This window comes from Paenibacillus radicis (ex Xue et al. 2023) (genome assembly GCF_024722015.1).
In the GTDB taxonomy this organism is placed as follows: Bacteria; Bacillota; Bacilli; order Paenibacillales; family NBRC-103111; genus Paenibacillus_S.
In genome coordinates this window covers 164616-178205 of sequence record NZ_JANQBD010000003.1, presented here as the reverse complement: position 1 = coordinate 178205, position 13590 = coordinate 164616, and the positions used below count along the sequence as shown (strand labels likewise).

Here is a 13590-nt window from a genome sequence, read left to right as displayed (position 1 = left end):
ACTACTCAAGGCTTTTTGGGGGCGAGCTTCACTTCAAGCTCGATATGATAAATGCCAGTCATTAAGGATTGGAAATCAGTCACTAAAGAATCGGTGTATTCACCTTTCCCATTTAAACGAATTAGCATTGCGCGAGGTTTATCATTCTTCGGCTCGTAAAGGGCTGTGATCTTGTAGCGTGTAAAAGGAACATCCTGTAGACCGAATCCATCAGGAGAGTTCTCGCCGTGTGCTGAGATCGTCTTACCTGCACTTCCATCGAGCAGTGGACCTTGAGGAACAAGTGTCAGCTTGACATCTTCCCGTTCTGGAGGGACAAGGGTCGGATCATCCGGATGGATCAATTCAGTCGTGAACAGCACTTTACCGCTGCATGAAAAACAACCTTCGGGTCTTGCCGCGGTCGAATTCCATTGAAAGTTGCGAATAGCTCCTGTAATGCCGGCGAAGGGATTATCGTTGTCGGGAGTCAGGTCAATCTCGAATGTATTGCTGTTCTGCTTCCGCGTAATACTGCCACTCATTTGCCATGTCGTTGCGAGCTTAGGCAATAGAATACGGTAGCTGCCATCCGCTTCAGTGATGGCGATTAAGTTGCTGTTATATAGTAACGTATTGTCCGCGAAGATCTGAGCACCCGGGAGAGGTTTGCCTTGACCGTCCACTACTACGCCTTTCACCACCCAAGGCTCGACGCTCATAGATACCTCCTTAGCGGGAGCAAGTCCGCCGTGCAATACGTTAATGACATACTCGTTTCCTTTATCTACAAACGATACATCATACCCGCTGTTCTCGGATACGAATCGTAAAGGGACCATTGTCTTGCCGTTCAGGATTTGGGCCGGAACCTCTAGCGGAACGGCGACGTCGTTGACTTTGGCTGCTTTACTATTTATGGTAAGCTGGATAGTAAGATCATCCATTGTTCCTATGGCTTGCTTGATACCGTCCGAATCAATCCATTTCACCTGAAAGCCGAGCGCTTCGAACAAAGCGCGGAACGGCACGAGTGTAGTGCCATCTAGGATGACAGGCGGCGCATCTTCAAACTCAAGCGGCACATCATTGTAATATACATTCACAGGTTTGGACGCTGCAACGGCTTGCCATGCAAACATCAACAACAGTAAAGCGGTAATGATCATCATAGTAGTACGAGGCGTTCTGCTTTTCATTCTCTCTTTCACCATCCAATTCTAAAAATTCTAATGTTCTCAAAGCAAGGTTCATTGTAATCCTTTCGAATGACTGTAGTAAGTGGCTTATGAATCATGTCTTTTCATGCAAAAAAACGATGACTAGTCATATTCAAAATGTATAAATACGCTATAAGAATGTCACAATCGACCATGATGAATTTGGACGCTTGCCGTAATATATAGATGTATCCTGCATAGAATAGCAAAAAAAACTATATACTGTACGGCCGCCAGTTCTGGAAATATTGTTACCTACAGGAGGACTTTATATGGAGAGACAGTTGCACAGCAGCCAATTTATTAAAGAGCAATCTTTTCCTTTCTGGATCCGGCGGTTTTTCCATGACCATGAGCATGTTCCGTTGTTACATGGCCACGATTTTGTGGAGCTTGTATATATTGTCCGTGGTGAAGCCCAGCATGTGTTTGCAGGCAACCATTACGAAATCCGGGCAGGAGATGTGTTTATTATTAATCCGGGCGAGGTTCATACTTACAGCATACAGCCGGGTAAAGAAATCGAGATTATCAATTGCTTGTTTTTGTCTGATTTGATACAAGGTAATTGGCTGCTGGAGCTAGGTATTTCCCAGTCTATGGATTATTTTTATGTACATCCTTTTTTGGATAAAAGAGAACGCTTTCACAGGCGATTGAACCTGAATGGTCAGGATGCGACTCGCACTCTATTATTGCTGGAAACCATAATGAACGAATTTGATAGCAGGTACTCCGGTTTCGAATCTTTGATCCGGCTTCAGATGGTGGAGCTGCTTATCTTGTTATCGCGGGCTTACCAGCAGGCAGAAGGGCAGTGTGGGAGAGAACCTGTACGATGGAATTCAAAACAATTACTCGTTCGTCGGATTTGCGGTTATTTGGAACGGTATTATGATAAAAAACTGTCGATTCCGGATCTTTGCGAGCTGTTCACCATTAGTCCCAGACAATTAAACAGGGTATTTAAAGAAGCACTGGGAATGACTGTAGTTAATATGATCCATCAGATACGTATTGAGAGAGCCAAACATTTGCTGCTGGAGACCGATGAGAAGGTGATAACGATAGCAGGCAAAGTAGGCTATGAGGATCCGGCGTTTTTCAGCAGGCTGTTTCATAGACAAGTAGGGTGTTCACCGGGTAAGTACCGGGAATCGTCTTGAAGATAAGCATATAATTGGAGGGACTGTTCCAATGAGACGATGGAATGATCGTATGCTGAAGATCAAAATGTTTATTTCCTTTTCCATCGTGGCCTTGTTTATTGTCGGTATAACCTGCATTATTTTTTATTATAAAAATACAAGTGATGTAAAGAATCAGACGTTCTCCTTATCCAAAATCATAGCCAAGCAGTTTTCTGAGATGATAGATTTGTATATGCAAAATATTGAAGAATTATCTTTATCCATTTCCATTGACCCCGCTATTCAAAGCAACTTATTTGATTTCTTCAAAGCTACTAACCCGATTGAGAAAGAAACTATTGGCTACAAGCTAAACCCGGTTTTATTTAATTTCTCATACCCCAAATCTTATGTGCAGAGTATTTCGATTTATACGTTGGATGGACATGGGTATCACTATACGAAGGTTGTCAATCATCCGAGACCGTCCCAAGTTTTTACAAACGAGGAGCTGCGGAATTTTACAGATGTATTAAGTGGCAAGCCGTTTTTATTGAAGCCGTCCAATGAAGAACGTACGTTCGGAGATCAGTCTGAAGCAATCGTTTCTTTTATCCATAAAATCACAAAAATTCCCACTCAAACGATTATTGGATTCGTTAGCATTGACATCGATATAAATGCATTCAAAATGGTGCTGGCCAATAAGGAAGCCAATGAAAGCAACAACGCCATGCATGTATTGCTAGTGAGTGATGAGGGGCAGGTTATTTTTGAAAATTGGGACCAGATGACCGGGCTTTTACACGCCGATTTTGACACTGCTGTGTTCAAGAGGACCGTTCCCGAGGGGGAGCTGCAATGGAACAACAAACTGTATTTGTACACCTATGAAAAATCTGCTTATACCGGCTGGAATACAGTCATTCTTATCCCGAAGGATGTTATTTTGTTAAAGCAAAAAAAGGTTCAGGATATTGTGATAATCGTCGGAATTATTACTATGCTGTTAATTGCTGCCGTTTCCTATCTTCTATCTCATCAAATTACGCTTCCTCTCAATAATCTGATGCGCAAAATGTCCCGCGTGGAGCTGGGCGATTTCAGTCAACGGATGGAGTATGCAGGGAACAATGAAATCGGGCGATTGAGCCGGATGTATAATTTGATGCTCGACAGTATGTCCCGTTTGATCAAAGAAGTGTACGAATCGAAGCTGGCGGAGAAGAATGCTCAGCTTTCTGCACTGCACGCGCAAATTAATCCCCATTTTCTATACAATACACTCAATATAATGAAATCGATCAGCCGTTTAAGGGGAGTCGAAGAGGTAGCCGAAATCTCGGAGTCATTGGCCAGTTTATTTCAATACAGCATGAAAAATCTTCATCAACCCGTTTCTTTATTGGAGGAAATTGATCATATCAACAATTATTTCAAAATACAGCAGCATCGATTCGGCAATCGTGTGGAGCTGCAATGTGATATTCCGAATGATCATCTGCAAGCCTCGATTCTTAAGCTAACCATTCAGCCGCTCATCGAGAATGCGGTTAATCATGGTCTTCGCAGAATGAAATCGGGAGGCTGCATTACCATTCATACGACCAAGTGCAACGAGCTCTTAACCATAACAGTGACAGACAATGGAGAAGGAATGACTGATGTAAAGCAGGCGCAGTTGAGCAAGGCTCTGGACATTTCCAATATGCATTATCACTTTACGGAATTAACGCATGGAGTCGGGTTAATCAATATTCACCAACGTATCCAGCTATTTTATGGGAAACAATATGGACTTAGCTTATTCAGTAAACCAGGCGGAGGGACGAAGGTGACTTTGGTAATCCCTTTCCTCATTGTTCAACAGGAAGAGGGTGGAATCGCATAATGAATATTTTCGTGGTAGAGGATGAGCGATGGGCATTGGCTGAATTGGTTGAGTTGTTAAAAATCTACGAGCCCGAACATAGTATTCACGCCTATGACAATGGGGATGATGCTTTGCTGGCTGCACACTCCATATGCCCGCAATTGGTATTGACCGATATCAATATGCCGGGAATTGACGGACTTGAGCTGATTGAGCAATTGCACCACTTGGACCCAACCATCAAAAGTATGATATTAAGCGTTCACGATCAATTCGAATATGCCCGACAAGGGATGAAATTCGGCGTATTCGATTATTTGCTTAAGCCTGTGAAAAAGGATGTTTTATTTAAAGCGGTGGATAAAGCCATACAGCACATCGAGATGGATAGCAAACGAACGGAAGAATGGATGAGTGGTTCGATAGGGCAGATGCTCTTAACTGCTGACATTCCGCAATATGATATTTTGCGTGCCGTTAATGGACGTGCATACTGTATGGTACTGCTCGTATTGGAAACCGGGTCGGTGTTAAGAGGCTGGAAAGATACCTGCATAGGTATGAAAGAGTTTAAACAGCCATTCGCATTTGGACCCGCGCAAGAGAAGGAGTTACATTGCCTGGACCTCGATTGCCGACAAAGAGTGATTCTGATTCCGTTAGCAGACACATCTCAATTAGGTCGTATTAGAGAAAAATTATCGGTTTTATTCCAACAGCTACAGCAGCTTCCAAGGCCGGCTCATATGGGGTTTGCCATTAAATCGGAGTCCGATTCGTTGTACGGTATTTTTATGGATTTGAGTCGGCATATGGATGAAAATATGATTTTCGGTATGTCGACCTGCATAGTGCCTGGAATGAAAAATTACGATGCCGAGATTGGCGACTTGTGGGAAAAGGTTAGAGTAATGGAGACCTATTCTAAGAAGGGCGATATGCTGAAGGGGCAAGCAGTATTAGAACAAATACTGGAGGAATTGAGCGAAAAGCAAATAACCAAGCGGCAGCTCAGGCTTTTCGTCCACGATATGCTATTTTCCTTGAAATACAATTTACTTGCTTCTGGGAAGGGGCCGGCAAGCATCAACGATTTGCAGGAAGACAACCGAATACTCAATCGCTTTGGTGATTACAATGAATTGTTCGAATGGCTCAACAAAACCATCGTAAGCCTCTATTGTGGATTGGCCGCGAAAGACCTTAGTCCGAAAGGACTTATTCCCGTGCTGCTCGAGTATATACATAAAAGCTATCAGGATAGCATTTCTTTACAGCAATTTGCAGCGGATCATCATGTCAGTCTCGGTTATTTGTCCCGCTTATTTAAAAGTCAGACAGGAACGACATTCTCTGATTATATGGCCGGTTACCGGATCCGAAAGGCTAAGGAGCTGCTGACTTCAGGAGTCGAGCGGCTGCAGGAGGTAAGCGAGCTTGTCGGTTATGAGGACTCCAAACATTTCAGTGCTTTGTTCAAGAAAATAGTCGGAGTAGCTCCGATCACCTATGCCAAGCGGCATGCAGTAAAACCAATCAGCAAAAATAGGAAAAATCCCCCCCGTTAACAAGTACAAATCGCAAGTGTTCAAAAAACAGGGCGGCACGTACAATTTATTTAAATCACGAGATTATGCTGTGAAAAATTTTAGGGGGATACCACTATGAATCGAGCCAGGTTCTTAACTGTATGTTCTTACGCAGCCCTGATATCAACCGTATTCACGGGATGCAGCACCTCATCCCAGCCGGCCGCAGGCACTGCTCCAGCACCTGCTGCAAGTTCTACGCCCGCAGCTCCAGCCGCGCCTGCACCTGCGCCAAGCAAGCCTGCAGAACCAGTGACGCTAACATTGCTGATTGGTTCTACAGGTACTCCTTACCCTGCTACACAAGCTGTGGCGGCGGAGGCTGAGAAAAAGCTGAATATCAAAATCAAGTTCGATATTAAACCGGACGGGACAGAGGGCGACAACTTGGTTAAAACTCGTTTGGCTACAGGTGAAATGGCAGATATTCTCTATTACAATTCAGGCTCACTACTAAAGGCGCTAAATCCTGAAGAGAACTTCGTTGATCTGACGAACGAACCGTTCATGGCTAATCCTTTGGATTCGTACAAAGAGACCGTAACATCCAATGGAAAGGTATTCGGAGTTCCCGGTGGTTCATCGAATGTCGGCGGGATTCTGTACAACAAGAAGGTGTATGCTGAGCTTGGTCTGACTGTACCGAAAACATGGGCAGAATTCATTGCCAACAGCGATAAAATTAAAGCCTCAGGCAAAACAGCGATCATTGGATCGTATAAGACAACATGGACCTCTCAGCTCTTCGTGCTAGGCAACCATTATAACGTTCAGGCTCAAGTACCGAACTTTGTTCAGGATTATACCGCGAATAAAGCTAAATATGCCACTACACCAGCAGCGATGCGCGGTTTTGAAATGATGAGTGAGGTGTTTAAAAAGAATTATTATAATAAAGATTTTCTCGCTACAACCTATGATACCGCTCTGAAGATGCTTGCTGAAGGAACTGGAGTTCAATACCCGATGCTGACTAGTGCGATCGATGCTTTGGCGCAGAACTATCCGGATAAAGTAAAAGATATAGGTGTATTCCCCACGCCTAGCGATAATGCTTCTATTAACGGATTTACGGTATGGATGCCTAACTCTTATTACATCAATAAGAAGAGTAAGAATATAGATGCTGCCAAGAAATTTATTGACTTCTTGCTGTCCCCGGAAGGCCAGAAGGCCTATATGTCCAAGAGCAAAGCTAACGGACCCTATGTAGTCAAAGGGATTAAGGTTCCTGATGATGCCTATGAGGGAGTTAAAGATATGCAGCCTTACTTCGATAATGGCAAAACAGCCCCTGCCCTTGAATTTGTTTCTCCTGTAAAGGGGCCGAACCTGGAGAGCATTTTAATTGAGGTAGGAACGGGTCAGAAATCTCCTGCGGATGGTGCCGCAGATTACGACAAGGACGTTAGGAAGCAGGCACAGCAGCTTAATCTGCCGGGTTGGTAAGCTTTTTTACTTATGAATATAATCACAGGCCCTGCAAGAACCTTGCAGGGCTGATTTTTTAAATTGAACAGGATCAGTTTGAACCGGAGGAGATCATGATGAGAGTAGCGCAAAAGCGAATGTACACGTATTTATTTTTGCTGCCCGCCGGCATTATTTATTTCGTATTTTATTTGCTTCCGACCATTATGTCGTTCTTTTTCAGTATGACCAGATGGACGCTTACGAAATGGCAATACATCGGATTTGACAACTACAGGATGTTTTTTGAGGAATCATCGTTAAAAATCGGTTTCAAAAATACAATTATATTTGCTGTGGTAACCTGCGCATTGAAGGTAGTCCTTGCACTTCTGATCGCCACACTCCTTACTTCTAAAATTTGGTTCAAGGATTATTTCCGTTCTATGGTGTTTTTTCCAACCTTATTGAGCACGATTGCCGTTGGGATTGCGTTCAGCACCATGATGCATCCTACTCAAGGTGTCATCAATACGGCCCTTGCTGCAATTGGCATTGAAGGACCGGATTGGCTCGGAAATACAAAATTGGCTTTGTTTTCTGTAGCCTTTGTTGATGTCTGGAAAGGAGTTGGAATCGCTACGGTCATCTATATTGCGGGAATCTTATCGATTCCCCAGCATTATTACGAAGCGTTGAAAATCGATGGAGGAAATGCGTTCAGGGCTTTTTGGCATATTACGCTTCCTCTCAGCAGGCCCGCTATGAACTCCGTCATTATTCTAGCATTCATTGGCGGTCTAAGAACCTTTGACCTGATTTGGGCTATGACCAGAGGGGGGCCAGGCTTCTCCACCGACCTCATCGCTTCGATAATCTATAAACAGTACCAAGCCGGTTTCTATGGTCTTGCCACAGCAGGTAATGTCATTTTATTCATTGCCATCTCGTTATTGGCATTTCCTTTATATATGTTTTTGAACAGAAGAGAGGTTGACCTATGAACAATAAGGTACAAAAATCAATAATCAGCTTGATTATGATCCTTTTTTCAACATTGATTTTCTGGGTGCCATTTTATTTTGTTATTGTGAATTCCTTCAAATCGAGTACAAAAGCGGCTGACATGAACATGTACTGGCCGGATACATTCCATATTATTGAAAATTATAAAACGGTACTGCTTGCTACGGACAATATGCTGATACGCGCCTTTTATAACAGTACATTGCTAACTGTGCTGTCGGTTACTGGATTGGTTATTGTGAGCTCTTTGGCTGGCTTTGTGCTGCAGCGAAGAGAGAGGGGAAGGGCCGCTTCGACACTCAATTTTCTGGTGCTTGCAGGCTTGATGATTCCTCCAGCTGTTGTACCGACTATATGGGTGCTCAATTCAGTAGGCTTGTTCAAAACTTTGACAGGGCTTACGTTGGTTGAAATTGCACTGCATTTCCCATTTTGCGCCATCCTGTACAAGGCTTTTACAGCAACTATTCCGCGTGATATCGATGAAAGCGCCTTTATGGATGGATGTGGAGGGTTTAAGCTGTATACCCATATAATTTTTCCGTTACTTAAACCTGTATCCTCGACTATCATCATCATTCAGGCAGTTAATATATTCAATGACTTTGTGAATCCGCTCTATTTCTTGCCAGGTTCTGAGAATGCCACGGTTCAGTTGACTCTGTATAATTTCATGAGCATGTATCTCACTTCATGGAATTTATTATTTGCTGATGTCGTGTTGATTTCGCTCCCGCCACTTATCCTGTTTATTTTCTTCAATAAGAAGATTGTAGCTGGAATGACGGCAGGCTCAGTGAAAGGATAGCGCAACCAAGCAATGAAGGCCGCATCGACCATATGAATGGCTGAATGGACAATGATAATCTGGCTGTTCGGCACTAATATAGAGATAAGAGGTGTTAAGCCATGGCAACCTTCAAAAGGGTCATTGCGAAACTCAGCTTATGAGTGTGAAGAAAGCTTTCTATTTGAAAGCTTATAGGGGGAAAGTACATGGAAAGCTCAAGCGGTAATGTACTTTGGTTTACCGGCCTCTCAGGTTCTGGTAAGACAACAACAGCTCAGCATATTTACAAGCAGCTGACAGAAGCAGGTCAACAGGTAGAATTGCTGGATGGGGATGAAATCCGCTCGGCTATTTGTAAAGGTCTTGGCTTCAGCCGAGAGGATCGTCTCGAAAATATTCGCCGAATTGCCTATGTTGCGAATTTGCTGTCCAAGCACGGCGTCCTTGTTCTAGTATCCGCCATTACACCTTACCGGGAGATGCGGGAGTATCTTCGGAATCACATTCTGGGGTATGTGGAAATTTATGTGAAATGTCCGCTTGATGTGTGCGAAGCGAGGGATGTAAAAGGATTATACGCCAAAGCGCGGCGTCAGGAAATCACTATGTTCACCGGAATTTCGGATGCTTATGAGGAACCGGAGCAAGCGGACATTGTGATTGATACGGATCGGCAATCCGTTCATGCTAATGCGCTTCAAATTGTGCAATGGATTACCCGGTATACTCATCACGTGGATGTTGGATCTGTGCAAAGCTGTGTGGCAGCAAGTCAGGAAATGGAGCGGGTAGCTGATCTAGCTGGTTTAACCAGTAAGAGAGGGCTATTGGAGGGAGATGGCTGATGAAAATCATCATGATTTCGCTCGATACGCTTCGGGCGGACCGGCTCGGCTGCTATGGCTATGGAAAACCGACGAGTCCGTATATCGACCGGATCGCCTCCGAAGGTGTGCTCATGGAACGCGCCTATGCGGCTGATATTCCAACAGAAGTTGCTCATTCGGCTATTTTTACCGGAAATATCGGTCTGACGACAGGGATTGTATCGCATGGCTCGGATCTAACCTACCTTGCCAAGTCGGTGGAATGGCTCCCGTCCATGTTTAAGGCTGCGGGCTTCACAACCGGTGCAGTTGACAACCTGTATAACATGAAGGAATGGTTTGCCCGAGGGTATCGCTATTATATGAACAGTTCCGGGAAGAAGCGGTGGATTGACGGCAGAACGGTTAATGATCTCGCACTGCCTTGGATTCGGGAGCATAAGGATGAAGACTTTTTCTTGTTTCTTCATTATTGGGATGCCCACACTCCCTACCTGCCGCCTGCCTCATATATTCCCCCATTTTATGGAGAAGGGAAAGATCCTTTTATTCCGGAAAATACAAGTATGAATCGGGCGTATGGACACCCGGCTTACCCTTTTTTTAAACATCACCACTATAATCAGCTAGGTCCTGTCACTGATGCGAATTATGTAAGCGCGCTTTATGATGCCGAAATTCGATATTTGGATGATTTAATTCATGAGCTTGATGATTATTTGACGAATATTGGCATTAAAGAGGAAACACTTTTAATCCTGTTTGGCGATCATGGAGAAAGCTTAACCGAGCATGATATTTATTGGGATCATTGCGGATTGTATGAGCAAACGGTACATGTTCCTGTAATAATGCGATGGCCTGGGCATATTCCGGCAGCAAAGAGAGTTAAAGGCTTCGTACAGCATGCGGACTTGATGCCTACTATTCTGGAAGCGGTTGCGGCGGAAGCACGAGATGGGATTGACCTGTCAGCGCTTAGGATACCGGACATACTGGATGGACAAAGCCTATGGCCTTGCATAAGTGGAGAAGCCGGAGGAACTCTGGACGAAGTGTTCTTGAGCGAATGTGCATGGCAGGCGGCAAGGGCCATCCGGACGGAGCGATACAAGCTTATAAGAAATTATGATTTAGGACCTTTTCAACGACCTGACCTAGAGCTGTATGATCTGCATCAGGATCCTGAGGAGCTAATCAATTTGGCGAAAAAGCTGCCTCAAATTGCTGAGGAATTGGAAGGAAAGCTTAATGCTTTCGTTTCCAGCAAATTGAATGGACGGCCGGATCCAATGATGATTCAAATCAATGAAGCACAGCTGCCGTTTCGTCGGCGCATCGAAATGATTCTGGGTAAGGTTGGCTTAACCTGGAAGTCATGGATTGCCGATCCGCAGCGTGAGAGGTATGACGCATTGGAAGGAGCGGGAGAGTACTCACAGCATGGGAAGTCGGTGCGTTGACCAGAGTGTCTGGAATGACAGCCTATCATTGTAAGCAGGTAAGCTGACCGAGAATGTTTCAGGGTAAAACAATAATGAAAGGTGGTGGAGTCCCGGCTTGTACTATTTTCTTAGGAAGCAAGCTAGAGGACGTGGAGATGGCATTGAAAATAGGGATTGTAGGTATGAATGGAATAGGCATGCGCCATGCAGAATGTTATTCACAGGATCCGCTCGCACAAGTTCTGGCAGTTTGTGATGTAGTGAAGGAAAGGGCGGATAAAGCAGCGGATAAATACGGAGTAAGAGCCTATTATAGCTTGAAGGATATGCTGCAGCATGAGCCAGATCTGGAAATCATAGATGTCACTACGGGCGGTATCGATAATGGGAGCTGGCACTTCGAGCCGGCGATGCAGGCGATTGAAGCTGGCAAGCATGTGTTAATCGAAAAACCATTGGCTAACGATATTCGGGAAGGTCGTGAGCTGGTTAGGTTCGCGGCTGAGAAAAATGTATATCTGGGCTGCAACCTGAATCATTATTTTACAGCTCCCGCAGAAAAAGCCAGACAGTACATGGATTCCGGCGATATCGGTGAAACCGTGTATTGTCTACATAAAATGGGCTTTAATGGCGGTGAAGATATGTACAATGCTCCGAAGTCACCCAAGGATAAAGGTCAGCCTTATTTCCACATGAAAGCATTTTTGACTCATCCATTCAGCGTTATGCGGTATTTCTGCGGGGATATAACCCACATTCAAACTTTCTCTAATCAGGCAGGCTTCCGAAAAAGCGCCAGTGACATTATGGTCTCCATAAATAGTATTCATGTTAAGTTCGCGAGTGGTGCTGCAGGCTATTTGCTGAGTCAACGCGGTGATGCTACCTATGGGTTAGGCGGCTGGTGGAGTATGGAGGTTGGAGGCACGAAAGGAACCTTTTGCATAGAGAATTGTGTGGAAAAGGTTTCGTATTGGAGAGCGCAAAAGGGGGTTCCTGTCATAGGAGCGCATCCACAACCGGAAGTAACGGAATCTGGGGTTACAGAATTTAATACGACATTTAACAATAGGCTGCATGCTTTCCTGGAGGATATTACAAATGGGGTTCCGAGAGAGCATATCCGGGCTTCCGGCAGGGATGCACTTGCTGTGCTGGAGTATACATTTGCGGTTATCGAATCGTACGAGCAAGGTGGAATTGTAGTCAGACCTCATCCGCTTCCAGCCTTCCACGGTGATCCATTGTCCATGTAATCGGAAGATGGATTTTTACAACGAGTTTTTGACAGGGAAGACTTGATTCATTGAGGATTTGAGATTAATTAATGAGATTAAATAAAATCTGAATAATGCCTGTGTGTGATTTGTTATATATTTAATGAGGTTAATTAAATTAGAGGACTTAGAGATTGTTAATGATATAAAATAAATGTCGGCATTAACATTAATTAATAGCTGACGTCCATAGGGAGAGTGTGTTTCATTATGATAAAACTCGGTGTCAATTCAGTTCTTTATAAGGAATTTGATTTCGCAACAGCCGTTCGTCACATTGCACTTAGTGGTTATGATGGGGTGGAAATTTCTGCGATTCAAGGCATGTGCGAGCATTTGGATCTTACCCGGTGGAAGGAGCAGGCTGCTGAGCTAAGGCATGTTGTTCAAGAGAATGGATTAAGCTTCCTCTCTATGGAATTCGGCAGCGTAAAAGACGAGCAGCGATTATTGAACGCTTTGGAGGCAGCTGCGGAGATTGGTATTCCCATTATCAACATTGGTCCGGGAGGCAAAACCGGTATTGAAGAGGATGTTAAGCAATCCATTGACCAGCTCCAAAGATTGTCGGAAAAAGCGGCAGCATTAGGGGTGATGCTATGTGTGAAAGCTCATATCGGGCAAGCGATTCATGATACACCGACAACCTTGCGTGCTATTTCAGAGGTTTCCTCAAGCGCTTTCGGCATCGATATGGATCCAAGTCACATATACCGCGCCAATGAGAATCCAGAGGTAGCGCTGCCAGCAGTCATAAGTCGCGTCAAGCATATCCACATTCGCGATTGCAAAGGACGGGAGCAGGGGCCTGGTGCCATAGAGATGCAAGCATGCGGGCGCGGTGACATCAATCTGTTTGCCTACTGCAAGGCGATGGTGGACAACAACTATGATGGGCCTGTAGTGCTCGAAGTCATAGGAGCGAAGCCGGAGCACACGCTTGCCCAAATCTCGATTATAGCCGCTGAAACATATGGTTATTTGAACGCTTGCTTGAAACAGCTTGGTGCTCGATAGTTGC

The 13590-nt window shown here is 44.5% G+C and carries 11 protein-coding genes; 10 read left to right on the top strand and 1 reads right to left on the bottom strand.

Annotated features, from left to right (window positions below; translation table 11 throughout):
* Positions 1-5 precede the first annotated feature (5 nt).
* Entirely contained in the window at positions 6-1178 is a 1173-nt protein-coding gene (locus NV381_RS05600) for a stalk domain-containing protein (protein ID WP_258212286.1), read from the bottom strand.
* Positions 1179-1471: 293 nt separating this feature from the next.
* Here NV381_RS05600 and NV381_RS05595 point away from each other — a divergent pair, with 293 nt between their 5' ends.
* The 10 genes from NV381_RS05595 (at position 1472) to NV381_RS05550 (ending at position 13586) form a co-directional block, all read left to right on the top strand.
* Positions 1472-2365, top strand: a complete 894-nt coding sequence (locus NV381_RS05595) for an AraC family transcriptional regulator (RefSeq protein ID WP_258212285.1) — start codon at positions 1472-1474, stop codon at positions 2363-2365.
* A 31-nt stretch (positions 2366-2396) separates the two neighbouring features.
* Entirely contained in the window at positions 2397-4220 is a 1824-nt protein-coding gene (locus tag NV381_RS05590) for a sensor histidine kinase (protein WP_258212284.1), read from the top strand.
* The gene (locus tag NV381_RS05585) at positions 4220-5770 is read left to right on the top strand and encodes a response regulator transcription factor (protein WP_258212283.1); all 1551 of its coding nucleotides are present in this window, start codon (positions 4220-4222) and stop codon (positions 5768-5770) included. The genes NV381_RS05590 and NV381_RS05585 overlap by 1 nt, the downstream gene beginning before the upstream one ends.
* Before the next feature lie 96 nt (positions 5771-5866).
* Positions 5867-7240 carry an extracellular solute-binding protein gene (locus NV381_RS05580; protein ID WP_258212282.1) on the top strand — a complete coding sequence of 458 codons (1374 nt, stop codon included), beginning with the start codon at positions 5867-5869 and terminating at the stop codon, positions 7238-7240.
* Positions 7241-7338: 98 nt separating this feature from the next.
* The gene (locus NV381_RS05575) at positions 7339-8205 is read left to right on the top strand and encodes a carbohydrate ABC transporter permease (RefSeq protein WP_258212491.1); all 867 of its coding nucleotides are present in this window, start codon (positions 7339-7341) and stop codon (positions 8203-8205) included.
* Positions 8202-9035, top strand: a complete 834-nt coding sequence (locus NV381_RS05570; RefSeq protein ID WP_258212281.1) for a carbohydrate ABC transporter permease — start codon at positions 8202-8204, stop codon at positions 9033-9035. The genes NV381_RS05575 and NV381_RS05570 overlap by 4 nt, the downstream gene beginning before the upstream one ends.
* Before the next feature lie 188 nt (positions 9036-9223).
* A complete protein-coding gene (gene cysC, locus NV381_RS05565) occupies positions 9224-9862 on the top strand; it encodes an adenylyl-sulfate kinase (RefSeq protein ID WP_258212280.1) in 639 nt (212 codons plus the stop codon).
* On the top strand, positions 9862-11307 hold the full coding sequence (locus NV381_RS05560) for a sulfatase (protein WP_258212279.1): 1446 nt from the start codon (positions 9862-9864) through the stop codon (positions 11305-11307). Before cysC ends, NV381_RS05560 begins: the two co-directional genes overlap by 1 nt.
* Positions 11308-11444: 137 nt before the next feature.
* Positions 11445-12548: a Gfo/Idh/MocA family protein gene (locus NV381_RS05555; protein ID WP_258212278.1), complete on the top strand. Its 1104-nt coding sequence runs from the start codon at positions 11445-11447 to the stop codon at positions 12546-12548.
* 231 nt (positions 12549-12779) lie between these two features.
* Positions 12780-13586, top strand: coding sequence for a sugar phosphate isomerase/epimerase family protein (locus tag NV381_RS05550; protein ID WP_258212277.1), 807 nt, complete (start codon positions 12780-12782; stop codon positions 13584-13586).
* The last annotated feature ends 4 nt before the right edge of the window (positions 13587-13590 follow it).

What these genes read in the sequence shown, in the direction of transcription:
- NV381_RS05600 (WP_258212286.1), bottom strand. Translation starts at nt 1,178, where the DNA reads ATGAAAAGCAGAACGCCTCGTACTACTATGATGATCATTACCGCTTTA.
- NV381_RS05595 (WP_258212285.1), top strand. Translation starts at nt 1,472, where the DNA reads ATGGAGAGACAGTTGCACAGCAGCCAATTTATTAAAGAGCAATCTTTT.
- NV381_RS05590 (WP_258212284.1), top strand. Translation starts at nt 2,397, where the DNA reads ATGAGACGATGGAATGATCGTATGCTGAAGATCAAAATGTTTATTTCC.
- NV381_RS05585 (WP_258212283.1), top strand. Translation starts at nt 4,220, where the DNA reads ATGAATATTTTCGTGGTAGAGGATGAGCGATGGGCATTGGCTGAATTG.
- NV381_RS05580 (WP_258212282.1), top strand. Translation starts at nt 5,867, where the DNA reads ATGAATCGAGCCAGGTTCTTAACTGTATGTTCTTACGCAGCCCTGATA.
- NV381_RS05575 (WP_258212491.1), top strand. Translation starts at nt 7,339, where the DNA reads ATGAGAGTAGCGCAAAAGCGAATGTACACGTATTTATTTTTGCTGCCC.
- NV381_RS05570 (WP_258212281.1), top strand. Translation starts at nt 8,202, where the DNA reads ATGAACAATAAGGTACAAAAATCAATAATCAGCTTGATTATGATCCTT.
- cysC (WP_258212280.1), top strand. Translation starts at nt 9,224, where the DNA reads ATGGAAAGCTCAAGCGGTAATGTACTTTGGTTTACCGGCCTCTCAGGT.
- NV381_RS05560 (WP_258212279.1), top strand. Translation starts at nt 9,862, where the DNA reads ATGAAAATCATCATGATTTCGCTCGATACGCTTCGGGCGGACCGGCTC.
- NV381_RS05555 (WP_258212278.1), top strand. Translation starts at nt 11,445, where the DNA reads ATGGCATTGAAAATAGGGATTGTAGGTATGAATGGAATAGGCATGCGC.
- NV381_RS05550 (WP_258212277.1), top strand. Translation starts at nt 12,780, where the DNA reads ATGATAAAACTCGGTGTCAATTCAGTTCTTTATAAGGAATTTGATTTC.